General features: G+C 60.5%; 16 protein-coding genes and 1 pseudogene. 12 read left to right on the forward strand and 5 right to left on the reverse strand.

The window, feature by feature from the left end; genetic code table 11:
- Window positions 1-20 precede the first annotated feature (20 nt).
- A complete protein-coding gene (locus tag BLR16_RS03015; RefSeq protein WP_003364407.1) occupies window positions 21-1,133 on the reverse strand; it encodes an NADH:flavin oxidoreductase in 1,113 nt (370 codons plus the stop codon).
- Between the two features lie 139 nt (window positions 1,134-1,272).
- Here BLR16_RS03015 and BLR16_RS03020 point away from each other — a divergent pair, with 139 nt between their 5' ends.
- Window positions 1,273-2,157, forward strand: coding sequence for a LysR family transcriptional regulator (locus tag BLR16_RS03020; RefSeq protein WP_004413719.1), 885 nt, complete (start codon window positions 1,273-1,275; stop codon window positions 2,155-2,157).
- A gap of 9 nt (window positions 2,158-2,166) precedes the next feature.
- On the opposite strand, the gene BLR16_RS03025 is transcribed toward BLR16_RS03020, so the two are convergent.
- Both BLR16_RS03025 and BLR16_RS03030 read right to left on the reverse strand, forming a co-directional pair.
- Complete coding sequence (locus BLR16_RS03025; protein WP_074806174.1) at window positions 2,167-3,129, reverse strand: GGDEF domain-containing response regulator; 963 nt, start codon at window positions 3,127-3,129, stop codon at window positions 2,167-2,169.
- A gap of 18 nt (window positions 3,130-3,147) precedes the next feature.
- Complete coding sequence (locus BLR16_RS03030; RefSeq protein WP_074806172.1) at window positions 3,148-7,200, reverse strand: CHASE domain-containing hybrid sensor histidine kinase/response regulator; 4,053 nt, start codon at window positions 7,198-7,200, stop codon at window positions 3,148-3,150.
- Between the two features lie 514 nt (window positions 7,201-7,714).
- Between BLR16_RS03030 and BLR16_RS03035 the strand changes: the two genes are divergently transcribed.
- The 8 genes from BLR16_RS03035 to BLR16_RS03070 all read left to right on the forward strand — a co-directional run bounded on the left by BLR16_RS03035 (window position 7,715) and on the right by BLR16_RS03070 (window position 16,165).
- Window positions 7,715-9,346: an ABC transporter substrate-binding protein gene (locus BLR16_RS03035; protein ID WP_058417364.1), complete on the forward strand. Its 1,632-nt coding sequence runs from the start codon at window positions 7,715-7,717 to the stop codon at window positions 9,344-9,346.
- Entirely contained in the window at window positions 9,343-10,293 is a 951-nt protein-coding gene (locus BLR16_RS03040; protein ID WP_058417363.1) for an ABC transporter permease, read from the forward strand. The genes BLR16_RS03035 and BLR16_RS03040 overlap by 4 nt, the downstream gene beginning before the upstream one ends.
- Window positions 10,294-10,297: 4 nt before the next feature.
- On the forward strand, window positions 10,298-11,230 hold the full coding sequence (locus BLR16_RS03045) for an ABC transporter permease (protein WP_072366039.1): 933 nt from the start codon (window positions 10,298-10,300) through the stop codon (window positions 11,228-11,230).
- Window positions 11,227-12,870: a dipeptide ABC transporter ATP-binding protein gene (locus BLR16_RS03050; RefSeq protein ID WP_074806169.1), complete on the forward strand. Its 1,644-nt coding sequence runs from the start codon at window positions 11,227-11,229 to the stop codon at window positions 12,868-12,870. Before BLR16_RS03045 ends, BLR16_RS03050 begins: the two co-directional genes overlap by 4 nt.
- A gap of 243 nt (window positions 12,871-13,113) precedes the next feature.
- Complete coding sequence (gene ehuB, locus BLR16_RS03055) at window positions 13,114-13,986, forward strand: ectoine/hydroxyectoine ABC transporter substrate-binding protein EhuB (protein ID WP_074806165.1); 873 nt, start codon at window positions 13,114-13,116, stop codon at window positions 13,984-13,986.
- A gap of 57 nt (window positions 13,987-14,043) precedes the next feature.
- The gene (gene ehuC / locus BLR16_RS03060) at window positions 14,044-14,721 is read left to right on the forward strand and encodes an ectoine/hydroxyectoine ABC transporter permease subunit EhuC (RefSeq protein WP_003383635.1); all 678 of its coding nucleotides are present in this window, start codon (window positions 14,044-14,046) and stop codon (window positions 14,719-14,721) included.
- A gap of 3 nt (window positions 14,722-14,724) precedes the next feature.
- Window positions 14,725-15,375 carry an ectoine/hydroxyectoine ABC transporter permease subunit EhuD gene (gene ehuD / locus BLR16_RS03065; RefSeq protein WP_004413732.1) on the forward strand — a complete coding sequence of 217 codons (651 nt, stop codon included), beginning with the start codon at window positions 14,725-14,727 and terminating at the stop codon, window positions 15,373-15,375.
- Entirely contained in the window at window positions 15,368-16,165 is a 798-nt protein-coding gene (locus BLR16_RS03070; RefSeq protein WP_004413734.1) for an amino acid ABC transporter ATP-binding protein, read from the forward strand. Before ehuD ends, BLR16_RS03070 begins: the two co-directional genes overlap by 8 nt.
- 67 nt (window positions 16,166-16,232) lie before the next feature.
- Here BLR16_RS03070 and BLR16_RS29180 read toward each other — a convergent pair whose 3' ends face one another.
- Together BLR16_RS29180 and BLR16_RS29185 are read right to left on the reverse strand one after the other, a co-directional pair.
- Window positions 16,233-17,105 carry a methyl-accepting chemotaxis protein gene (locus BLR16_RS29180; protein ID WP_241698199.1) on the reverse strand — a complete coding sequence of 291 codons (873 nt, stop codon included), beginning with the start codon at window positions 17,103-17,105 and terminating at the stop codon, window positions 16,233-16,235.
- A gap of 33 nt (window positions 17,106-17,138) precedes the next feature.
- Window positions 17,139-18,161: pseudogene (locus BLR16_RS29185) on the reverse strand (methyl-accepting chemotaxis protein); the annotation flags it as partial.
- 317 nt (window positions 18,162-18,478) lie between these two features.
- On the opposite strand from BLR16_RS29185, the gene mexE reads away from it, so the two are divergent.
- From mexE to BLR16_RS03095, 3 genes are read left to right on the forward strand one after another with little or no spacing between them, the layout of a single operon-like run.
- Window positions 18,479-19,720, forward strand: a complete 1,242-nt coding sequence (mexE, locus tag BLR16_RS03085; RefSeq protein WP_004413738.1) for a multidrug efflux RND transporter periplasmic adaptor subunit MexE — start codon at window positions 18,479-18,481, stop codon at window positions 19,718-19,720.
- A gap of 12 nt (window positions 19,721-19,732) precedes the next feature.
- Window positions 19,733-22,924 (forward strand): efflux RND transporter permease subunit, encoded by a 3,192-nt coding sequence (locus BLR16_RS03090; RefSeq protein ID WP_024663676.1) that lies wholly within the window; start codon window positions 19,733-19,735, stop codon window positions 22,922-22,924.
- Window positions 22,924-24,321 carry an efflux transporter outer membrane subunit gene (locus tag BLR16_RS03095; RefSeq protein ID WP_003364436.1) on the forward strand — a complete coding sequence of 466 codons (1,398 nt, stop codon included), beginning with the start codon at window positions 22,924-22,926 and terminating at the stop codon, window positions 24,319-24,321. Before BLR16_RS03090 ends, BLR16_RS03095 begins: the two co-directional genes overlap by 1 nt.
- The last annotated feature ends 67 nt before the right edge of the window (window positions 24,322-24,388 follow it).

The raw sequence follows: 24,388 nt of genomic DNA on the forward strand, positions 1-24,388 counted from the left end.
GCCCACCTATGAAAACCTGTTCAATTCATCCCGTTGAATGCCAGCTCGCTGTCCTTGATATTGGCAATCGGCCCGAGAATGGCTGGATCGAAGTCGCGGAGTGGCGCGCCCTGACGCAACAACTCTGGCAGGTCCGGATTGGCCAGCGCACCCTTGCCCACTGCGATGATGTCCGCACCTTGGCGAAGCACCTGGTCGGCTTTTTGCGGATCGTGCAGGCCGCCATTGGCGATCAGCGCAACACCCGGCGCGTAGCGACGGGCCAGTTCGACCAGGCTGGCTTCACCCTGGGCAAAGGCCGGCTGCCATGCTTCATGTTCGGTCACATGGATGTAATCGACGCCGGCATCGGCCAGCGCATCGAAAATGATTTCGGCATCGCTCTCGTCCCCCGCCCATTTGTGCTGAAAGTCGTTGACCTTGCCTTGTGAAAGACGCACGCCCACCGGTGCCTGCCCGGCGACTTTTTTCACTGCGGCGATGACCTCGAGCGTCAGTCGCAGACGCTGTCCGACCTCACCGCCCCATTGATCGGTGCGCTGATTGCTGTAGTCGGTCAGAAACTGATCGAGCAGGTAGCCGTTCGCCCCATGTATCTCGACACCGTCAAAGCCTGCAGTGCCAATCGCCAGTTGCGCCGCGTGGGCGAACCCGTCAATGGCCTCGGCAATGTCCTTGTCACTCATCGCTTGCGGGATCCGGTAGCTGCCCGCGCCGTAATAGAACGCCATCTGTTCGCCCTTGGGACGAATGGCCGAAGGACCCGCAGACTCGCTGACGAAGCGATTGGCCTGGCTGAGCGCGCCGGCGTGCATGAGTTGCGCAATCATGACACTGCCATGCCGGTGCACAGCATCGGTCGTAGCACGCCAGGCCTGAGCCTGCTCGTCATCGGTGAGCCCGGGCTGGAAGCGGTAGCCTTGGGAAAAACGGCGATCGGTGTAGTTACCCTCGGTGACGATCAGGCCGAAACCACCCTTGGCGAATCGCTCGTAATAGCGCGTCATGGCCTGCGTTGCACTGCCCTGCTCGTCCGCGCTCACGCGTGTCATGGGCGCCACCGCAAACCTGTTCTTCAGTTTCAGATGACCGATATCGAACGGAGCTGTAACGTGTTTGTTTGTCTCGTTCATACTTCAAATCCTCACTGTGCAGACCGGCTACCAATTGCCCGCTGTCATTGACAGAACCTGCAGCAACGGTAAGGGGTGGCGCAGCCCATTGGAACCCGGCCGTGCAGATAAGGCGCTTTAACGAAAATGGATAGAATCCGTGCAAATATCTGACATAGAGGTGTTCGCCGCCATTGCTTCCAGCAGGAGCCTGTCGGAAGCGGCGCGTCGACTCGGGTTGTCGCCGATGGCAATCTCCAGGCGTCTGGCTGCGCTGGAAAACGACCTGGGCGTCAGGCTGGTTCACCGCACAACCCGCTCGGTATCGCTGACGCCGGAGGGCGAAGTGTTTCTGCCCCACGCCAAAACCATGCTGCACACCAGCGAAACCGCCCGCGCCACGCTGAAAGGCGATACCGGTAAGGCCAGTGGCGTGTTGCGGGTGACAGCACCCAGCGTGTTTGGTCAGACTGTCATCATGCCGCTGCTGCCGGTATTGATGCAGGAGAACCCGGCACTGAGTGTCGACCTGACACTGTCGGACAGCATCGTGGACATCGCCGGGTTAGGCATCGATGTCGCCATTCGGATCGCCACGATACGTGACTCTGCGCTGGTGGCCAGATCGCTGGCGCCCAACCCACGGGTCGTGTGTGCAAGCCCCGACTACCTGATGCGGCGCGGCCAGCCATCGGTACTCGACGAGCTCCGCCAACACCCATGCATAACCTTGCATGCGATGCCTTACTGGACGTTCATCAGAGAGGGCGAGCCGGTGGCCATTCGCGCTCAGGGTACGTTCTCGGCCAACAGCGTCGAAGCGGTGCGCACGGCGTGCAAACAGGGCCTGGGGCTGGCCATGCTGACCTATTGGGACGTTCAGCAGGAAATCCGTGCAGGCAGCCTTCTGCAGATACACTTCGAAGACGTCATCCCCGAGCAACTGTCGGTGACGGCCGTATTGCCGACCCGCCAGCGCGTACCTCACCGGGTACGCCTGTTCGTCGACCGCCTTGAAGCAGAGCTCAAGAAAAATACGGTTTGAAGCAAGGTGTCAGTGCCATGGTGCAACCTGTATCGGCTCAAACCGGCTGCAGTTTCGTCCTTCATGCTTGGCCCGGTACAAGGCCCGGTCGGCTTCCGCCAGCAATGCTGCTGCAATCGGGTCAGGCGCAGTACCGGCCGCCACGCCCGGGCGCGGGATGGGCAGCGCGCCAGCCTCCAGACTTGCCACCCCCACCGACACTGTCACCCGGCCCAGGTCGCTGGTTTCATGGAGCCTGGCAAGGCCATGAATGTGCTCCACGATTTCCTCCGCCAGCCGGCAGGCACCCTCTGCGCCGGTATCCGGCAATAGCACGGCGAACTCCTCGCCCCCATAACGGGCCACCAGATCGGTAGACCTGTGCACGCAATGTTTCACGGCATGGGCAATGGCAATCAGGCACTCATCGCCTTGCAAATGGCCATAGTGATCGTTGTAGCGCTTGAAGAAATCGATATCGAGCAACAGCAGCGAAAATGCCCCCTGATTGCGCCGCACGCGCAGCCATTCACGCTCGATGCTCTCGTCGAGAAAACGCCGGTTGGCCAGCCCCGTCAGCCCATCGGTCTGGGCCAGCAGGTTGAGCTGGTCCATCGCCATTTTCAGGCGCAGGTGGGTCTTTACGCGCGCCGTGACGATCAACGGCTGAATGGGTTTGCCGATGAAATCCACCGCACCCAGCGCCAGTCCGGCTTCCTCGATGCGGGTTTCGGTATGGCTGGTGATGAAGATGACCGGGACGTCTTCCAGCAGTTGATCGGCCTTTAGCGTCTCGCAGACCTCAAACCCGCGCATTCCAGGCATCTCGGCGTCGAGAAGGATAAGGTCCGGACGCATGTCCCGGACCATCTTCAGGGCCTGGGCGCCACCCGTGGCAAAACGAATCTGTCCCAGGCCATTGAGAACTTTGCTCAGCACACGAATGGCGGAAATATCATCATCGACAATCAGCAGGCTAGGTACAGGTTGCATGATGGACGAAGCTCCTTTTTATAAGTCGGCACGTTCGAGCAGGTGCAGTGCCTGTTCGAACTCGAGTCCTTCAATGGTTTGCCAGAGCTGTTCGACCAGTGCCTGTCCGGCCAGCTCCTGAAGCGCGACAGCAGCCAGCGGAAACTGGTCCAGCGCGGCGATATCACGGTTTTCAAGCAATTCACGCAAGGTCGATAACGCCTGTCGGGAGGCATCGGGATCCGCATCGATACGCGGGGCCGGTGTCCTTTCCTCAAGCACCGGCGTGCGGTCTTGCAAAGCACGGAAAGCGGCGCTCACACCCCGCAGAGCCGGCTCAGGGTCCGTACCGTGGCGCAGCAGGGCTTCCGCCTGCCCGGCATGCAGCCCTAATTGCCTAGCGCCGAGCAGCAGCGCAGCACCGCGCAGCTTGTGCAGGTCAGCCATCGTTTGATCGGGGCTCTGTCGCGCCCGTGCCAGAAGGCTCTCGCTCTCGCCGAACGCGGCAAATTCATTGAAAAAGCGCCGCAGGGACGAGAGAAACAAGGGCACATCATTGCCTAGCCGAGCGGCGACCTCCTGGGTGTCGATACCTTCGATCACCGGCCATGCAGAGCCTGTCGGGGCTTCCTGCAGCAAGGTGCCGACCGCCAGCGGAGCGCCTCGAACACGCTCGACGGCACGACGTACCGCCCGGATCAGGGCGGCGGGGTCCAGAGGCTTGGTGAGGAAGTCATCCATACCCGCGAGCTCGGCCTGTCGCCGCTCCTCTGCCAGGGCGCCTGCGGTCAACGCCAGCACGGGCAATCGTGTCAGGCCCAGTTCATTGCGCAAGCGCCGCGTGGCCTCATAACCATCCATTTCCGGCATCTGCACATCCATCAGCACGGCATCGAATACATCTGGCGTCTGACGCAGTCGTTCAAGGGCCAGCAGACCATTGCTGCAGGTCTGAACCACAGCGCCCTGTTGCTGCAACAACAGGCTGGCGACCTCCAGATTGATCTCGCTGTCGTCCACCAGCAGCAGGTGCAATCCACTCAGCCAGAGCGTCATGGAGGTATCCATTCGCGTGGCCTGAATGACCCTTTCGGTGCTGCCCTGGTACTTGGCGATACAGGCATTGACCGCGTTGAACAAGGCCGAGCTGTCCAGCGGCTTGAGCAATACCTTGTCGACCAGAGGGAGCAGTTCTTCCCGGATCCCGGACGGGCTCACCAGAATGACCGGAAGCGGCGTCGCCTCGATCAGTTGTTGCACCTGCTCAACCTGCGGCTGCTGCCAGTCCACCAACAACACATCCGGCAATGGCGCGTTGACGTGATTACGCTCTTGCAAGGCCACGTGCAGCGCCTGTTCGTCGGTCAGGCTTGCCACTCGCCAGCCCAGGCCGCGACATAAGCGTTGCAGCGCCGTGGACGACTGTACGTCGTCGCTGAGCAGCATGACCTCCAGACTGCTTCCCGGGCCGGACGGCTCCAGATCGCTCTGGCTGCTCTGAAACGGCAACTCCACCCAGAACTCGCTGCCGGTGCCGAGTTCGCTCTCCACCCCTATCCGGCCGCCCATCTGCTCGGCCAGCCCGCGCACCACCGACAAACCCAGTCCGGTGCCGCCAAAACGCCGCGTGGTAGACGCATCCGCCTGTGTGAACGGCGCAAACAGCTGGCCGAGTGCATTGGCCGGTATGCCACAGCCCGTGTCCTGCACAGAGAAGCGCAACCAGCAAGTATCGGCGTGATCGTCTTCACGACTCACTGTCACATCGACTCCGCCGACTGTGGTGAACTTGAGCGCATTGCCGACCAGATTCATGAGGATCTGGTTGACCCGCAATGCGTCTCCTATCAACTGGCCAGGCAGCGATGCCACGACGCTGACAGAAAAACGCAGGCCTTTCTCCTGCGCCTGGGGCGTGAACAGCTCGCCCAGTTCGTCGAGCAGTTGTCGAGGGCTGAAGGGGTTATGTTCCAGCCGCATCTCTCCCGCCTCGATCTTGGCGATGTCGAGGATATCGTTGATGATCCCCAACAAGGTCCGGCCGGCAATCTGCAGCTTGGTCAGCAACTGGCGTTGCTGGTCGTTCAAGGCGGTGTTGTGCAGCAGGTGGGAGATGCCGATCACGGCGTTCATGGGCGTGCGAATTTCATGGCTCATGTTGGCCAGGAACAGACTTTTGGCCGCATTGGCAGCTTCGGCGCTGGACTTGGCCGCGTGCAATTCGGCGCTATGGTGCAGCCGTTCGGTGATGTCCTGAGCGATACCCAGATGACCGATGAGTTCTCCGTCGGCGGTACGGATCGGGGTGATGATCATCAGCACAGGGACCGTCGTGCCATCCTTGCGTACGTAGGTCCATTGTCGGGTTTCCGAACCTTCGAGGGATGCTTTGTAGCAAAAGACGTCAATGCCTTCGATCGGGGTGCCGTATTCACGACTCAGCTCAGCGGAGCGTGCGGCCACTTCTTCAGGAAGATGAAACACGCCTGGACCGTTGCCGCTGACCATTTCCGCATTGCTGTAGCCCAGCAGCAATTCGGCGCCCCGATTGAACACAAAGATCTGCCCCTGCATATCGGTAGCGATGATCGAAACCTCCGAAGAGGCGTCCAGCACCCCCTGCAGCAAACCCGCCACTCTGGACAGCTCTGCAGTGCGCTCGCTGACCTGTTGCTCAAGCTGTGCGTTGAACTCCATGAGGTAGCGTTCGACGCGCTTGCGGTCGGTGATGTCGTGCATCATTTTCGCCGCGCCGAGTAGGGTGCCGTCCGTCTCGCGGATGAAGCTGCAGGTAATGGTCACATCGATCAATTGACCGTTCTTGTGCAGACGCCGGGTTTCCAGCGTCGGGCCTCGCTCACCCCGGGCCACCCTTTCCAACAACTGTTCGTCTTCATGAACCAGATCTGGCGGAACCAGCAGTGGCGCCAATGGACAGCCCAGCACTTCGTGCTCGTCATAGCCGAACATCTGCTCGGCAGCCCGGTTCCAGGTGATGATCCGACCGTTCAGGGCTTCACCGATGATCGCGTCGCTGGAGTTTTCGACGATAGTGGCCAGCCTGGCCTGACCGGCAACCACCTGCTGTTTGCGCTGACGGGACAACAGTAGAGTGCCAACCAGCACCGTCAACATCAGGCTGACCAGTGTGCCGATGATGAACACCCTGCCCGCCGGAACCGGATCGAGTGCCTCGGCAAATGCAGGGTGAGCGCCTACCTCCATGCGCCACACGCGCCCATAGATGTCTCGTTCGAAAGCATAGGTCTGCAAGACCTCCTGCTCATGACCGCTTTCCGGAGTCTGGTAGATCAGATGCTGGCCTTCGCTGACGTCATAAAGCTTCAAGTGCACTCTGTGGTTGAGAGGGTCCAGATTGCTCATCACCTCACGCATGGCCAACGGCGCATAGGTCCAGCCGATCAGGGATGTTTCGCGCAGGGCGATATCGGTCGGGGTTTCAGGGGTGCTGTAAACCGGTAACAGGAATAGGAAAGCACGCAAGTGGTCATCATTGTCCTGCAGCAGGGTAATGGGCGCCGACAGGGTGGCAGCGCCACTGCGCATGGCCTGAAGGGCTGCATCGCGACGATGCTCCTCGGAGGCGATGTCCAGCCCCAGTGCCTGGACGTTGCGGGCCAGCGGGTCGATGAATTGAATGATGAAACGGTCTCCCTGCTGGGCACCCAGCCGACCAAGACTGAAGTCCGGCCTGCCATCTGCCCTGACACGCCTCACGAATTCGGCCTCATCGCTGGCCGCGACACGACGGATGAAGCCGAACCCGCGCGCGCCAGGGTATTCCTTCTCGATATTGCGCCCTTTGCTGTAGCGGCTCATCTGGCTGCTGTTGATATGCTCGAGGTCCAGCATATGAACGGCACCGCGCAGGCCTCGAAGACGGTACTCGTACACCCTGAGTCGTGCCTGCAAGTTATCGCCGATGCCCTCTCCGGCCTCGTTGAGCGCCTGTTCTATACGCGTATCGATCGATCTGCGCTGTTCATGGCTGGCAATAAAGCTGACGCTGAGCCCGGCCAGCAGAACCACAGCCATCCAGCCAACGAGCCACGTGAGAGAGCTTTTCTTCATCAATCAGACACTCGTTTTCAATCCTGAATACTGTGAGGTGACCAGAGGACACCGTCCGCCTGCCCTGGCGTGTCTCTGCGACCTCAAGCGTAGATTGTCTTCGACCAAGCGCCAGTGACGTTGCCATCGCCATCGCTGCATGGTTTATCGCGTGCAAGTGGTCGCAGGGCATTTGCCAGCAGCCACCTGCAACTTCGGGCGTCGGTCTGGCCGATGAAAGGGACGATTTTGATCGGACTCAGTGACGACGACCAAAAGTCTCGTTTTTGACAAAGCGCTGTTTGCCAAGAACATAAAGCCTTAAAAGATACTAAATAAGCATAATAAAAAATAAATTAATCACAAAAACCTATATTAGCTTAGAAGAAAAAAGACTTTTACAGCGCATGACCATAAGAATACGGTCTTAAGAAATCAGTGCTGAAGCACTGTGCTCGACTTGAAGAGGACCTCCCATGCGCCGTACACCGCCTTCGACTTTTTCGACTGGACTCGCCCCCCGGAGCGCAGTGCGATGACTGGGCGCACGTTCCTCCCGCGCCTGCTGCTCGCCGCCTTCACAGCCATTACCCTGCTCGGCTGCTCACCCTCCGGCCCGGACGGCCAGGCAGCCAAAACCCTCAAAGTGGCGTTCTTCAGAGACAACACCACGCTGGTCAGCCTTGACCCCTTTCAGGTGTACTGGCTGGAGCATCGGGTGGTGCTGCGCAATATAGCCGAGTCCCTGACCGATCAGGACCCGCAGACCGGCAAGATCATTCCCTGGCTGGCAGAACGCTGGGAAGTCAGTGACAACGCGCTGGAATATACCTTTCACTTGCGCAAGGACGTGACCTTCAGCAACGGCACACGTTTCGACGCTCAAGCGGTGAAGACGGCCTACGACGCGGACAAGTCGTTCGCCGCACAACTGCCAGCCACCTTCGGCGCCACTTACCTCAAAGGCTACGACCACGCCGAGGTACTGGACGACTTCACCATCAAACTGGTGCTGGCCCAACCTAACGCGGGCTTCCTGCAAGCCACCTCCACCACCAATCTCGCCATTCTTGCTCCAGAGTCCTACGCACTCAGCGTCAAGGAGCGTTCGTTGGGCGCGATCATTGGCACCGGGCCATTCGTGCTGGAGCGCTACACGCCTGAAAGCGGTTTGCGCCTGATCAAACGCAAGGGCTATGCCTGGCCATCGGCCAATGCGCAGAACAAGGGCGAGGCGCATCTGGATGCGGTCGAGGTCAGCTACGTGCCGGAAGAAAGCGTCCGTAACGGCCAGTTCGTTCAGGGGCAGGTGGACATCCTCTGGCCGCGCAATCCGTTCTCCGAGGTGGACCTCAACCTGTTCAAGTCCAGGGGCGCGACCATTCAGAGCCGTTCGCTGCCAGGACCTGCGCTGAACCTGTACCCCAACACGCGTGGCAATCGCATTCTTGCCGACCGCAACGTGCGCCTGGCCCTGCAAAAGGCAATCGACCGCAAGACCTACGCAGCCACCGTTTACAACCCGCAATTCCCGGTGGTCTCCGGCATCTACGACGTCACCACGCCGTTTTATAAAAGCCAGGCCGACAAACTGACCTACGACCCTCAAGGTGCAGAGCGCCTGCTCGACGCTGCGGGCTGGCAGAAAAACGCCGACGGCTATCGTTATAAGGAAGGCAAGCGCCTGAAGCTGGCCTACAACCTGTCACCCGCCGAAACCGCTGGTGATGTGCTGATTCAGGATCAACTGCGCAAGGTGGGTATCGAGCTCAAGCTTAACGTGGTGACCACCGCCGAGTGGGCTGCGGCCAATGCGGCAGGCAATTATGACCTGACGTCCACCTACATGACCCGCGCCGACCCGATCATTCTGCAGACCATCATCGACCCGCGCAGTGCCAACAGCTCGACGCTGGCGACCAACCTTTACGCGCCGGAAACGCTGCCCAAGGCCCTTGAGCTGTTCGACGCAGGACTGACCGCCACGCAAAGCGAACAGCGCGCCAGGGCTTATGGCGAGTTGCAGGACCTGCTGGTCGACGAGGGCTCGGCGATCCCGGTTTACGAGCGCGTCTGGCAAGCCGCCACGGCGAAAAACGTACGCAATTTCCACTGGACGGCGGAAGGCTTTGCGCTGTTCAACGACATCGAGTTGGCAACGCCATGAGTCGCTATATCCTCAGTCGGATCGCGCAAGCGCTACTGGTACTTTGGGGTGCCTACAGCGTCACCTATTTCATTCTTTACCTGCTGCCCGGCGACAGCCTGTCGATCATGCTCAGCGCCTCGGGTGTCGAAATCGACTCCCTGTCCGCGCAGGACCTCGCCAAGGCCAAGCTCTATTACGGACTGGACCGCGGCATCTTCGAGCAATACGTCGATTTGCTGTGGGGAGCGTTACATGGCGACTTCGGCAATTCGCTGACGCTCAACCGCCCGGTTTCGGAATTACTGATCGAGCGTCTGCCACAAACCCTGAGCCTTGCGGGGCTGGCCATTGTTCTGTCACTGATCGGCGGGACAGGTCTGGCGTATCTCACCGCCTACGTACGCTGGCAGCCCTTGAAAGTCGCCTTGTCACGCCTGCCGTCGCTGGGCTTCTCGGTGCCGGTCTTCTGGATGGGCCTGCTGTTCATTCAACTGTTCGCGTTCACTCTTGGCTGGTTCCCGGCGACCGGCAATCAGGGATTCTCCAGCCTTATATTGCCCGCCGTCACGCTGGCGATCCCCAGCGCCGCGGTGTACGCCCAGGTCCTGCAACGTGGCTTTCAGGGCGTCTGGAAAGAGCCCTACATCATCACCGCTTATGCCAAGGGCCTGAACCGCGCGCAGGTTCAGGCCCGCCATGCGTTCAAGAATGCTGCCCTGCCGCTGCTCACACTGATCGGCCTACAGGTCGGCAACACAGTGTCCGGCGCAGTGCTGGTGGAAACCATTTTCGCCCGCTCCGGGGTCGGTCGACTTGCCCAGGAAGCCGTTTTGCGCCAGGACATCCCGGTGGTACTGGCCATCGTTGCGGTCTCTGCAGCTGCGTTCGTCGTGGTCAATCTGATCGTTGACCTGATGTACCCCGCGCTGGATCCGCGCATCGCCCACACGCCAAAGGTCTCCTGACGCCATGACTATCTTCGACAACCGCCTTGCGCGCCTGACCCGCCTTGTTGATCCCAGTCAAAACCTTCCCGGCAACAACGCACCTGCCGCGCAGTGGCAGCGACGCAGCAGCCTGAGTCGCGCCGTGGAGGCCGCCAGGCCCCTGCTGCGCCGCCCGGGGTTTCTGCTCGCTGTGGCAATGGTCGCCTTTGCGTTGCTGGCGGCGCTGGCACCCAACCTGCTGAGCAGCTACGCACCTTACGCCACCTCGCCCAGCGACAAGCTCACCGCGCCAAATGCAGCGCACTGGTTCGGTACCGACGAACTGGGTCGTGATCTCTACACCCGCGTGGTACACGGTTCGAGCCTTTCGGTACAGGCCGCATTGCTGGCGGTGGGCATCGCCATGGCCGGTGGCCTGAGCCTGGGGGTGATTTCCGGTTTCGCAGGCGGGCGCATCGATGCAGTGATCATGCGTCTGATCGATGTATTGCTGGCCCTGCCCGGCTTGCTACTGGCGCTGGCGATTGTCACCGCCATCGGGTTCGGCACCCTTCCGGTAGCCATAGCAGTAGGCGTGGGGATCATCCCCGGCTTCGCGCGCACCACCCGCGCCGAAGTATTGCGCGTCAAGACCCTGCCTTACGTCGAGGCCGCGCGGCTGGGCGGTGCAAGCTGGACGCGAACCCTGCTGCGCCACATCCTGCCGAACGCCTGGGGCCCGGTAGCGGTGCTCGCCACACTGGATTTCGGTGCAGCGATTCTGGCGACTGCCGGGCTGAGTTTCCTCGGCTTTGGTGCCGAACCACCGGCTGCCGAATGGGGCACGTTGATCGCCAACGGTCGTCACTTCCTGATAACCGCACCCTGGGTGTCGCTGCTGCCGGGCCTGTTCGTGGTTGGCGTAGTGTTCAGCTTCAACCACATCGCCCGCACTCTGGAAGAGACTCAACGATGACCGATACCGCTCAACTGATCGACATTCGTCATCTGAGTGTCGCTTACCGTTTCGACGGCCAGATCAACCAGGCCGTGCGCAACGTATCCTTTCAGGTCGCCCGGGGTGAAACCGTAGCGATTGTCGGCGAATCCGGCTCCGGCAAGTCGACGATGGCCAACGCCATACTCGGCCTGTTACCGGACAATGCCGCCATCACCAGCGGCGATCTGCACGTCGATGGACACGATCTTGGCCATGCCGGCGAACGCGAGAAACGGCGAATTCGCGGCAGCACCATCGGCCTGGTGCCCCAGGACCCGATGGTCGGCCTCAACCCTACCCTGCGCATCGGCCGACAAATCGCCGAAGCACTGATTCAGGCCCACGGCCGGCGTTACCCGGCAGTGAATGCCGATGTGCTGGAGTTGCTGCAGCAGGTCGGTCTGGACAGGCCGGTATTGCGCGCCCGCCAGTATCCGCACGAACTGTCCGGAGGCATGCGCCAACGCGTGCTGATCGCCATCGCCCTGGCTGGCAATCCTCGCCTGATCATCGCCGACGAGCCCACCAGCGCGCTGGACGTGACGGTACAACGCAAGATCCTTGATCATCTGCAACGTCTGGTGGCCGAGCGTGGTATTTCCCTGGTGATCATCACCCACGATCTGGGCGTGGCGGCCGACCGGGCCGATCGAGTGCTGGTGATGAACAAGGGCGAACTGGTCGAACAAGGCCCTCCGCAACAGATACTCATCGCGCCTCGCCATGCCTATACCCGCGCACTGATCGCCGCAGCACCGGCTTTCGGCCAGCGCAAGAGCCCGGCAACAGTGCGACCGGTCGCGAGCAGCGACACACCTCTGCTGACCCTGAGCAACATCGGAAAAACCTATCGCCTGCCCTACGTGAAAGGCGAAGACGCCGACTTCCAGGCGCTGCAAGACGTCAACTTCAAGGTGTATCCCGGCCAGACCCTGGCCATCGTCGGCGAGTCCGGCTCTGGTAAAAGTACTGTGTTGCGCATCGCACTGGGTCTGGAAAAACCCACCCACGGACGAGTGCAGCTGGACGGCCAGGATGTCACCGACCTGGGCTGGCGCGAATTCAGACCGCTGCGGCGGCGTATCCAGTTAGTACAGCAAAACCCGTTCGCGGCCCTTGACCCACGCTTCACGTTATTCGAAAGCATCGTCGAACCCCTGGTCTCGTTCGGCCTGCTCAAAGGCCGCGAACTGGAGCAGGCCGCACGCCGGTTGATAGAGCGAGTGCAGTTGCCCGTGGCCTATCTGGACCGCCTGCCCCGCGAGCTTTCCGGTGGCCAGCGTCAGCGGATTGCCATTGCCAGAGCGCTGGCCCTGCAGCCCGATCTGCTGCTGCTCGATGAGCCGGTTTCGGCACTGGACGTGTCGGTGCAGGCGCAGATTCTCGACTTGCTGGTCGAGCTGCAAGCCGAATCGCGCATCGCCTACGTGCTGGTGTCCCACGACCTTGCAGTGGTCGCCAGCGTTGCCCATCAGGTACTGGTGCTCAAGCATGGCAAGACCGTCGAGCAGGGTCTGGCCGAGGATGTTTTTGCCAGGCCTGAAGCGGCTTACACCCAGGAGTTGATTGCCGCGATACCTGGCCGGCGTCTGGAGTTACAAACAGGGACGCACTGACAAATACCTGGGCTTGCATCAATGGGTCGCACGACGTCTGAAACCCATGGCCTCGGCGACCGCGTATATGCATATTCCTTATCGATATTTAAATTATCTTTTTAATAGCTATAGAGTTTCGCCTTATGCACCAAACGTTGCCGAAGCAGGATGCAGGCAAGACCAGGCTACCTTGCGCACCTGACTCGCATGTTCAGGCCGCATCAGCAACAAGCCCCCATCCCCCTACTTCGAGCACCCGCAATGAAAGGCATCAACCCCCTGTCGTTCCCAGCCCTGATGGGTTTAGCGCTGCTGCTGAATGCCGTCGTTTCATTCCCTGCCCTGGCCGGACTGCTGGAAAAAGGCCGCACTGACGGCCTGACCGCTGGCATCGCCAATGAACAGCCCTATGCCTACATCGGCACCGATGGCAAAGCCACCGGGGCCAACGTCGAGATACTGCGGGCGATTCTCGAACCGCTGGGCATCAAGCAGATCGAGACGCCTATCACTGACTTCGGTTCGCTGGTGCCGGGTCTGGCAGCAGGTCGTTTCGACTTGATCGGTGCAGGCCTGTTCATCAATCCGAATCGCTGCAAGGTCATCGCGTTCTCCAACCCGGTGACGCGATCCGGCGGTGCGTTCATTGTCAAAACCGGCAACCCGCTGAACCTGCACAGCCTCAAGGACGTCGCCAGCAACGCCAAGGTGCGCCTGGCCACTCAACCTGGCAGCAATCAGGTTCAGGAAGCCAAAGACAGCGGTATCGCCAACGGCAACGTGGTGTTGTTCGACAAGGACACCGAGGCATTGGCCGCCTTGCAGGCGGGTCGCGTGGACGTGGTGTATTTCCCGGACGCCGAAGTCATCAGTCTGATCAAGAAAGCCAACAGTCCGGACATCGAGCGCGCCTTGCCTTTCGAGCAGATTCCGGACGCCAGTGGCAAACCGGGCTGGAATTACCACGCCTACGGCCTGCCAAAAAACGATCCGGCCTTCGAACAGGCCTTCAACGAACAACTGGCCAAACTCCGGGCGTCGGGCGAGCTGCTGAAAATCCTGCAGAAGTACGGCTATACCGAAAACGAACTGGCTGACCCGGCCATCACCGCAGCCCAACGCTGCAACCCATGATCTGCCCCGCCCCGCAAGGGCGCGCAGTAAACGGCCCTGACCCACACGAGTACGGCCATGCCTGTTGATGCTGCAACACTGGAAACCGCAGGTTTCATTGCCAGACAACTGGCCCACGGCGCCTGGATCACCCTGCAGATCACCGTGCTTGCCGAACTGCTGGTACTGGTGCTCTCGTTTGTAATCGCCCTGATGCGCCTGTCGCCATTCCGGGCGTTACGCTGGTTCGCCACGGTGTATGTCGAGGTGCTGCGTGGCATCTCGGCATTGGTGCTGCTGTTTTACCTGTTCTTCATTCTGCCGCTGTTCGGCATCCGCCTGTCCCCCATGACCACCGGCGTGCTGGGGCTGGGCCTGACGTTTTCGGCGTATGGCGCGGAAATCATTCGTTCGGCATTGATCAACGTCAGCCAGGGTCAACGTGACGCTGTGCGTGCGCTGGACTTCGGGCCGATAAGCGCGTTTCGGCGAATCATTCTGCCGCAGGCCCTGCCGTTCATGATCCCGCCGATGGGTAATCAATTGGTCGAGCTGCTGAAAACCACGTCACTGGTCTCACTCATCACCCTCACCGACCTGACCTTTACCGGCAGTCAATTGATCACCACGCTGGGCCAGCAAACGCTGATCTGGAGCATCGTGCTGGTGTGCTATTTCGTGATGGCCTGGCCATTGAGCTGGCTGGTCAAGCGTTATGAGCAGCACGCCACCGCGTGGCGCACGGCCAGGGGATGAACGATGGAGTTTGATATCGCATTCGTCTGGTCGATTCTGCCGGAGCTGTTTCAGGGCTTGCTGGTGACCGTGCAGGTCGTGGTGCTGGGGTTCCTGCTCGCGGTTTTGCTCGGTCTGATCCTGGCCCTGACACTGCGCTCGCAGATAACCATCGTGCATCGCCTGAGCAAAGGCTACCTGAGCTTTTTCCGTAATACGCCGTTGATGGTCCAGTTGTATGTGCTGTTCTTCGCGCTGCCGCTGGCGGGCATCACCTTCCCGGCGATCACCACCGGTGTGATAGGTCTTGGCTGCTATTACGCGGCCTATATCGCCGAAGCGTATCGCGGTGCCATTGACGACATCCCGGCCGGACAGTGGGAAGCCGCACGCGCCCTTGATTTCAATCGTGGCGACACCTGGCGGCGCATCATCCTGCCGCAGGCGTTGAAACCCATGCTGCCGGTGCTCGGCAATTACCTGATCGGCATGTTCAAGGAAACGCCGCTTCTGGCGGTGATCACCATCCCTGAACTGTTTCAGGCTGCCAAGCAGGTCGCCGGCATGACCTATCGTTACAACGAACCGTACACAGTGATGGCGCTGATGTTTCTGGCGATCAGTGTGCCGACCTCGTTGCTGTTCAAATACCTGGAAAGGCGCAGCCATGTCTGATCTCGCACACACCGCAACCCCACCCGTCACCACTGCGCAGATACAGCTGAAACACGTGGTCAAGGACTTCGGCCGCAACCGGATCATCGACCATCTGGACCTGAGCATTCCTCAAGGTCAGAAAGTCGCCTTGATCGGCCCCAGTGGCTCGGGTAAATCAACGGTATTGCGCCTCATCAAGGGGCTGGAAAACTATCAGCAAGGCAGCATAGAAGTCGCAGGCGAAGCAGTGCCCGCGCGCACATCCGGATGGCACTGGCCTGGCGCACGCAAGGCTCCGGTGGAACATCGGGTAGGCATGGTGTTCCAGCAGTTCAATCTGTTCCCACACCTCACCGTGCAGGAAAATGTCACCGAAGCACCGCTACGGGTACTCAGGCTGCCTCGCGAAGAGGCCCTTGAACGCGCGCATCAATACCTCGGGCTGGTCGGGCTCGCTCACAAGGCCGATGCCTATCCGAGCCAGCTCTCCGGTGGTCAGCAACAACGTGTAGCGATTGCCAGAGCACTGGCCATGCGTCCGCAGGTCATGTTGTTCGATGAAGTCACGTCAGCGCTCGACCCTGAGCTGGTCGGCGAGGTACTGGCGGTAATTCGCTCGATTGCCCACGAGTTTCAGATGACCATGTTACTGGTGACCCACGAGATGAAATTCGCTCAGGACATCGCTGACCGGGTGCTGTTCATGGAGGGCGGGCGCATCGTGGCGGACGGCACCCCGAGCGAAATTCTGCTGAATCCGCAAAACGAGCGGACTCGAAGGTTTCTGCAGAGGGTGGAGCAGCGCTGATTGCCAGCGCCGCTCTTTTTACAGGATGAGACTTTTGGGCCTCGCGACTTTTTGAAAGTGGCGACAATCAGATCCGGAAACGCGCAACCATGTCCTGCAGGTTGCTGCCCAAGCGCGCCAGCTCCACGGTAGACGCTGCGCTTTGTTCGGTGGCCGTAGCCGACTGGTCGGCGATGTCCCGTACGCTGATGACACTGCGATTGATTTCGTCGGTGACGGCGCTCTGCTCTTCAGCGGCAGCAGAAATCTGTTGGCTCATCTGTTCGATGGTCACAATCGAATGAGTGATTTCAAGCAACGATTCTTCGGCCTGCCGCGCCAGCGCCACGGTGCCTTCGGTACGTTGACGGCTGGCATTCATCAGATCCGATGCCGCGCCGGTGCCATCCTGCAAGGACTTTATCAGCGCCTCGATTTCAGTCGTGGATGACTGTGTACGCTGAGCCAGCGAGCGCACCTCATCGGCCACCACGGCAAAGCCGCGCCCCTGCTCACCCGCACGTGCGGCTTCGATCGCCGCGTTGAGGGCCAACAGGTTGGTTTGTTCCGCGACCGCCTTGATCACATCAATGACACCGCCGATCTTGTCACTGTCCTGAATCAGGCGCTGCATGGCCTCGCCCAGTTGCCCCACTTCACCGGCAAGCTGGCTGATTTCACGCGTGGCGTTTTGCACCACACTGCTGCCGTGGGTTGCGCGGTCACTGGCCTGTCTGGCGGCCTGCGATGCATCTTCAGTGTTCTGCGCCACTTCCTGAACGGTGGACGCCATTTGGTTCATGGCGGTCGCCACCTGGTCGACTTCCAGTTTCTGCTGAGTAACGCCCGCGCTGGTCTGTTCGCTGACGGCTGAAAGCTCCTCGGCCGCCGTGGCGATCTGTGTCACACCATTGCTGATACCGCCAATCAGGGTACGCAGAGATACGGTCATGTGTTGCATGGTGTTTTGCAGCAGGCCCAGCTCATCCTGGCGAGTGGTGCTGAGGTCATTGGTCAAATCGCCGTCGGCAATTCGACGCGCAGCGATCACCGTGGAATCGAGCGGACGGGTAATCTGACGGGTAATCAGAATCGCCGCGAAGATGCCCAGCAGCAATACGATCACCGCCACCGTGAGCAACTGGGTTACGGCGCTGTCTTTTTCTTTATTGGCACTGACTACCTGGCCCGCCATCAGCTTTTCGGTACTGGTGACGACGTCCATTGACTGCTGGCGAAGGCTGTCGCGAATCTGATCGTTCTGTTGCATCAGTTGCGAGATGGAGACCATCAACGACTTGTACTGTTGCAGCGCCGCGAGCGCCTCATCCACCGCCGGGCCGGCCTTGTTCGGCAATTGGTTGCGCGCACTGCTCACCTGAGCGATCAGTGAGTCGGCAGCATCGAAGGTGATCTGCCTGTTTTCAGCAGTCGGGATACTGATATAACGGCGAAACACCAAGCGAAAATTGGTCATGCCATTGCGCAGGTCGCCAGCAATCTTTACCTGGTCGATACCGCTTTGATCCAGCGAGCGGGAAACGTCGTCCAAGGTCTTTTGCAGGAGTGTCTCAAAGCTTCCGCTCACTTGTTCGGAAATGGTGATCAGCGGCTGCATGGCCTGATCAATTTGCCGATTGTTATCGACCAATTGACTGAACGTTTGTCTCAAGCCACCCGCCTGATCGCGAATACCTCTGAGGATATCGGCGTTGGCCGGAACGGTCAGAATCTTCAGGCCTTCCTCGATGGTCTTGCCCAGATTGTCCAGGGCGGCCGTGTAGCCCTGCGAATTACTCGCGTCAGGCTTGGCGGTATAGGCCTGCGCAGCGATCCTGAGGCTCAGCGCATCGGCCTTCACCTCAGAAACCCTGGCTGCCTTGCCCAGCCGCTCGATCAGCAGGTTGGTGCTGAGGTAACCGATCGCGGTGACCGTCAGCACACCCAGCAGTATCAGACCGAAGCCTACACTCAGCTTTTTGCTGACCTTCAAATTGTCCAGCCATGTCGACTTCATCAAACTTTTCCTCGGGATTTATCGCAATAACCAAGGATCGACTGTTCGCTGGACAACTTGATAGCCGCGGCGATTGCAAAGATTGATCGAAGAGATAGCAATATGGCATGAGCTTTTTTGGCTCACCATAAGGGGAGCATTCTCAGCCCCGAATGCCTGGCCGCTATCCACCCTGCGGGTCACCCGGCTGCAGCTTTTCGAAGACCTATGGGTACTCATCATTGCCAGTGATAGTAACCTTCGGTTTATTCGATTCGTTAATAACACCCCGTGCGCAACAGAATCCGCCCCATTCTTCACTATTGGCGGAACTTCCCATGCACCAGACAATCAGCCATCTGCGCTACCCTCTCACCGCCCTCGCCTTGATCGTCATCAGTGCCTGCGGCCGTGCGCCGGAAGCCACCAGTGCGCCTGGCGCAGCCAAAGTCAGTGTGGCCAAGGTACTGGAACAGCCAGTCAACGAGTGGGATGAATTTACCGGTCGTCTCGAAGCACCTGAAACGGTCGAAGTTCGCCCAAGAGTCTCCGGTCAGATCGATCAGGTAGCCTTCACCGACGGCTCGCTGGTCAAGAAAGGCGACCTGCTGTTCCAGATCGACCCTCGCCCCTTCCAGTCGGAAGTCCGCCGTCTCGAAGCCCAGTTGCAACAGGCCCGCGCAGTCGCTTCGCGCAGTGACAGCGAAGCCCAGCGTGGAGAGCGTCTGCGCAGCAACAATGCGATTTCCGCCGAGCTGGCCGAATCGCGTACCACCTCGGCGCAGGAAGCCAAGGCCGGTGTCGCGGCCATTCAGGCGCAACTGGACCTGGCTAGACTGAACCTCAGTTTCACCCGTGTCACCGCACCGATTTCAGGCCGCGTAAGTCGTGCCGAAATCACCGCCGGCAACATTGTCACCGCCGATGTCACCGCCCTGACCAGCGTGGTTTCCACCGACAAGGTCTACGCCTACTTCGACGCAGACGAGCGTGTGTTCCTCAAGTACACCGAACTGGCCCGCAAAGGCCAGCGCGGTCAGAGCACGCCGGTGTATCTGGGGCTGTCCAACGAACCCGGCAACCCGCATCTGGGCCAGATGAACTTTGTCGACAATCAGGTCAACCCGAGGACCGGCACCATTCGTGGCCGCGCCGTGTTCGATAACGCCGACGGTGCGTTCACTCCCGGCCTGTATGCGCGCCTGAAACTGGTGGGCAGCGGCACTTACTCGGCCGTGCTGATCAATGACGAAGCAGTGGGCACCGACCTGGGCAAGAAGTTTGTGCTGGTCATGGACAAGGACAACAAGCCTGCCTACCGGGCTGTCGAGCTGGGACCGAAAATCGAAGGCTTGCGCATTGTGCGTAACGGCCTGGGCAAGGATGACACCATCGTCGTCAAAGGCTTGCAGCGCGTACGTCCCGGCCAGCCTGTAGACCCTGAAGTCACTCCGATGGCCAGCGCCGACACCCTCGCCGCACTGCTCAAACAACGCCAGGCCCTTGAAGCCAGCAACCTGCCACAAGTGGCGCCCAAAGCGGCCGTCAAAATCGCCAGCGCTGCCGCGCCGCGCGGCTAAGGGACTCGTCCGATGAACTTCTCCAAATTCTTTATTTCACGGCCGATCTTCGCCGCAGTGTTGTCGCTGCTGATCCTGATCGCCGGTGCCATCTCGCTGTTCCAGCTGCCGATCAGTGAATACCCGGAAGTCGTGCCGCCAACCGTGGTGGTACGCGCCAACTTCCCCGGCGCCAACCCCAAGGTGATCGGCGAAACCGTAGCCTCGCCACTGGAACAGGCAATTACCGGTGTCGAAGGCATGCTCTATATGTCTTCGCAGGCCACTGCCGATGGCAAACTGACCCTCACCATCACCTTTGCACTGGGTACTGACCTGGACAATGCGCAGGTGCAGGTGCAGAACCGCGTGACCCGCAGCGAGCCGAAGCTGCCTGAAGAAGTGACACGCATCGGCATCACCGTGGACAAGGCCTCCCCCGACCTGACCATGGTTGTGCACCTGACCTCGCCGGACAAACGCTACGACATGCTGTACCTGTCCAACTACGCCGTGCTCAACATCAAGGATGAGCTGGCGCGACTGGGCGGCGTCGGTGATGTGCAGCTGTTCGGCATGGGCGATTATTCGCTGCGGGTCTGGCTCGACCCGAACAAGACCGCCTCACGCAACCTGACCGCCACTGATGTGGTCAATGCGATTCGCGAACAGAACCGTCAGGTAGCCGCTGGTCAGCTGGGCTCCCCGCCCTCGCCGAATGCCACCAGCTTTCAGATGTCGATCAACACCCAGGGCCGCCTGGTCAGTGAGGAGGAGTTCGAAAACGTGGTCGTGCGCGCCGGTGCCGATGGCGAAATCACTCGCCTCAAGGACATTGCACGCATCGAACTGGGCTCCAGCCAGTATGCGCTGCGCTCGTTGCTGAATAATCAGCCTGCGGTAGCGATCCCGATCTTCCAGCGTCCCGGCTCCAACGCCATCGACATCTCCAACGATGTACGGGCACGAATGGCCGAGCTCAAGCAAAGCTTCCCGGAAGGCATGGACTACAGCATCGTCTATGACCCGACGATCTTCGTCCGCGGTTCCATCGAGGCGGTGATTCACACGCTGTTCGAAGCACTGATACTGGTCGTGCTGGTGGTGATCCTGTTCCTGCAGACCTGGCGCGCATCGATCATTCCGCTGGTGGCCGTACCGGTCTCGCTGATCGGCACCTTTGCGGTCATGCACATGTTCGGTTTCTCGCTGAACGCGCTGTCCTTGTTCGGTTTGGTACTGGCGATCGGTATCGTGGTCGACGATGCCATCGTGGTAGTGGAGAACGTCGAACGGAACATCGAGCTGGGCCTGGAACCGGTCGCTGCCACGCACAAGGCCATGGCTGAAGTAACAGGGCCGATCATCGCGACGGCGCTGGTGCTGTGCGCCGTGTTCGTGCCTGCGGCATTCATCTCCGGACTCAGCGGTCAGTTCTATAAGCAGTTCGCGCTGACCATCGCCATTTCGACGGTCATTTCCGCCTTCAACTCGCTGACTCTGTCGCCTGCACTGGCGGCGGTATTGCTCAAAGGTCATGACGCGCCCAAGGATCGCTTCTCGCGCTTCCTCGACAGAATGCTCGGCAGCTGGCTGTTCCGCCCGTTCAACCGCTTTTTCGAGAAAGCCAGCCACGGCTATGTCGGCACCGTTGCCAGGGTCATTCGCAGCAGCGGCATTGCCTTGCTGGTTTACGCGGGCCTGATGGTTTTGACCTGGATGGGCTTTGCCAGCACACCGACCGGTTTCGTCCCGAGCCAGGACAAGCAATACCTGGTCGCATTTGCCCAGTTGCCGGACGCCGCGAGCCTGGACCGCACCGAGGATGTCATCAAACGCATGTCGGAGCTGGCCCTCAAGCAGCCTGGCGTGCAGGACGCCATTGCCTTCCCGGGTCTGTCGATCAACGGCTTCACCAACAGCCCGAATAACGGCGTGGTGTTCGTGACCCTCAAGCCGTTCGACGAGCGCAAGGACCCGAGCCTCTCGGCCAACGCGATTGCCGGCGCGCTGAACGGTCAGTTCGCCTCGATTCAGGAAGCCTACATGGCGATCTTCCCGCCACCACCGGTACAAGGCCTGGGCACCATCGGCGGCTTCCGTCTGCAGATCGAGGACCGTGGCAACCTGGGCTATGACGAGCTGTACAAGGAAACCCAGAACATCATCGCCAAAAGCCGCAGCGTGCCGGAACTGGCCGGGCTGTTTACCAGCTACACGGTGAACGTACCGCAAGTCGATGCCGCGATTGACCGCGAGAAGGCCAAGACCCACGGCGTGGCAGTCAGCGATATTTTCGACACCCTGCAGGTGTATCTGGGGTCGTTGTATGCCAACGACTTCAACCGGTTCGGCCGCACTTATCAGGTCAATGTCCAGGCTGAGCAGCAGTTCCGCCAGGATGCCGACCAGATCGGCCAGCTCAAGGTGCGCAATAACCTGGGCGAGATGATCCCGCTGGCGACCTTCGTCAAGGTCAGCGACACCGCCGGCCCCGACCGCGTCATGCACTACAACGGCTTCATCACTGCTGAAATCAACGGTGCAGCAGCACCAGGCTACAGCTCTGGCCAGGCTCAGGCGGCGGTCGAGAAACTGCTTCGCGAGGAACTGCCCACCGGCATGATCTACGAATGGACCGACCTGACCTATCAGCAGATCCTTTCGGGCAATACCGCGCTGTTCGTGTTCCCGCTCTGTGTGTTGCTGGCGTTTCTGGTACTGGCGGCTCAATACGAAAGCTGGAGCCTGCCGCTGGCGGTGATCCTGATCGTACCGATGACCCTGCTCTCGGCGATTGCCGGGGTGATGATCGCCGGCAGCGACAACAATATCTTCACGCAGATCGGCCTGATCGTACTGGTAGGCCTGGCGTGCAAGAACGCGATTCTGATCGTCGAGTTCGCCAAGGACAAACAGGCCGAAGGGATGAGCCCGCTGGATGCGGTACTGGAAGCATGCCGCCTGCGTCTGCGTCCGATCCTGATGACCTCGTTCGCCTTCATCATGGGGGTCGTGCCGCTGGTGCTGTCCAGCGGCGCGGGTGCCGAGATGCGCCATGCCATGGGTGTCGCGGTGTTCTCCGGGATGCTGGGGGTCACTTTCTTCGGCCTGCTGCTGACGCCGGTGTTCTACGTGCTTATCCGTAATTACGTCGAACGCCAGGAGGCCCGCAAGGCCGCCAGAGCAAACAGCCAGCAAAACCTGCCTGCGGAGATGCATTGATGAGCGCCTACAAAGTCTTCATCCCGAGCCTGCTGGTCATGGCGCTGGCGGCCTGCGCCGTGGGCCCGGACTACCAGGCACCGGTCACGGCGCCAGCCAAACTGGCGTCCGCCGCCCAGGGCAACTATGACCGCAGCAAAGTGGACAGGGTGTGGTGGCAGCAGTTCGAGGATCCGACCCTCAATAAACTGGTGGCCAGGTCACTGGACGGCAACCGCGATCTGCGCGTCGCCTTCGCCCGCCTCAAGTCGGCGCGGGCCATACGCGATGACGTCGCCAACGATGTGATGCCCGTGGTGACCAGTCGCGCCAGCAGTGACATCGGCAAGGGTCAGCAACCCGGCATCACCGAGCGCCGGGTCAACAGCGAGCGCTACGACCTGGGCCTGGACATGGCGTGGGAAGTGGACCTGTTCGGGCGTATTCAGCGCCAACTGGAAGCCAGCGATGCCGATCAGGATGCTGCAGAGGCCAACCTCTATCAGCTTCAGGTCACGCTGATTGCCGAGGTGGTCGACGCCTACGGTCAACTGCGCGGCGCACAGCTGCGTGAAGCCATTGCCCGCGACAACCTGAAAAACCAGCAGAGTTCTCAGGACGTGACTACGCAATTGCGTGATGCGGGCGTGGGCAACGAGCTGGATGTGGTACGTGCAGAGGCACGACTGGCTGCCGTCGAGGCCACCGTTCCACAGTTGCAGGCCGAGCAGGCTCGCCAACGCAATCGTATCGCCACGTTACTGGGCGAGCGCCCGGAAAACCTCAGCGTCGACTTGAGCCCGAGCAAGCTGCCTGCCATCGCCAAGGCCTTGCCGATCGGCGACCCGACGCAAGTGCTGCGCAATCGGCCGGACATCCGTGCAGCCGAGCGACAACTCGCTGCCTCGACCGCACGTATCGGCGTCGCGACTGCCGACCTGTTCCCGAGGGTCAGTCTGAGCGGTTTTCTGGGCTTTACCGCTGGGCGCGGCTCGCAGATCGGTTCGTCAGCGGCCAGAGCCTGGTCGCTGGGGCCGAGCATCACCTGGGCGGCCTTCGATCTGGGCAGTGTCCGGGCGCAGATTCGCAGTGCCGACGCCGACGCCGAGGGCGCACTGGCCAACTACGAGCAGCAGGTACTGCTTGCTCTGGAGGAGTCGGAGAACGCGTTCAGCGATTACGACAAACGCCAGCAGCGGCTGGTCTCGCTGATGCGCCAGAGCGATGCGAGTCGCTCGGCGGCCAGGCTGGCCTCGGTGCAATATCGAGAAGGCACGGCGGACTTCCTGGTCCTGCTGGATGCCGAGCGCGAACGTCTGGCAGCCGAGGATGCTCAGGCGCAGGCAGAAATCGAGCTGTACCGTGGCATCGTGGCCATTTACAAGGCACTGGGTGGCGGCTGGCAACCTCAGGCCTGAACCTGAAAAACCGGTAAAAAAACCCCGCGCCCGATCAGGCCGCGGGGCTTTTTTTGCCTGAAATCCG

The organism is Pseudomonas sp. BS3767 (assembly GCF_900099665.1).
Taxonomy (GTDB): Bacteria; Pseudomonadota; Gammaproteobacteria; order Pseudomonadales; family Pseudomonadaceae; genus Aquipseudomonas; species Aquipseudomonas cerasi.

Bases quoted from the DNA above. Each gene is read 5' to 3' on its own strand.
- BLR16_RS03070 (WP_004413734.1), top strand. From the start codon at position 15,368: ATGTCTGATCTCGCACACACCGCAACCCCACCCGTCACCACTGCGCAG.
- mexE (WP_004413738.1), top strand. From the start codon at position 18,479: ATGCACCAGACAATCAGCCATCTGCGCTACCCTCTCACCGCCCTCGCC.
- BLR16_RS03035 (WP_058417364.1), top strand. From the start codon at position 7,715: ATGACTGGGCGCACGTTCCTCCCGCGCCTGCTGCTCGCCGCCTTCACA.
- BLR16_RS03095 (WP_003364436.1), top strand. From the start codon at position 22,924: ATGAGCGCCTACAAAGTCTTCATCCCGAGCCTGCTGGTCATGGCGCTG.
- BLR16_RS03050 (WP_074806169.1), top strand. From the start codon at position 11,227: ATGACCGATACCGCTCAACTGATCGACATTCGTCATCTGAGTGTCGCT.
- BLR16_RS03030 (WP_074806172.1), bottom strand. From the start codon at position 7,200: ATGAAGAAAAGCTCTCTCACGTGGCTCGTTGGCTGGATGGCTGTGGTT.
- BLR16_RS03090 (WP_024663676.1), top strand. From the start codon at position 19,733: ATGAACTTCTCCAAATTCTTTATTTCACGGCCGATCTTCGCCGCAGTG.
- ehuB (WP_074806165.1), top strand. From the start codon at position 13,114: ATGAAAGGCATCAACCCCCTGTCGTTCCCAGCCCTGATGGGTTTAGCG.
- ehuD (WP_004413732.1), top strand. From the start codon at position 14,725: ATGGAGTTTGATATCGCATTCGTCTGGTCGATTCTGCCGGAGCTGTTT.
- BLR16_RS03025 (WP_074806174.1), bottom strand. From the start codon at position 3,129: ATGCAACCTGTACCTAGCCTGCTGATTGTCGATGATGATATTTCCGCC.
- BLR16_RS03045 (WP_072366039.1), top strand. From the start codon at position 10,298: ATGACTATCTTCGACAACCGCCTTGCGCGCCTGACCCGCCTTGTTGAT.
- BLR16_RS29180 (WP_241698199.1), bottom strand. From the start codon at position 17,105: ATGCAACACATGACCGTATCTCTGCGTACCCTGATTGGCGGTATCAGC.
- ehuC (WP_003383635.1), top strand. From the start codon at position 14,044: ATGCCTGTTGATGCTGCAACACTGGAAACCGCAGGTTTCATTGCCAGA.
- BLR16_RS03040 (WP_058417363.1), top strand. From the start codon at position 9,343: ATGAGTCGCTATATCCTCAGTCGGATCGCGCAAGCGCTACTGGTACTT.
- BLR16_RS03015 (WP_003364407.1), bottom strand. From the start codon at position 1,133: ATGAACGAGACAAACAAACACGTTACAGCTCCGTTCGATATCGGTCAT.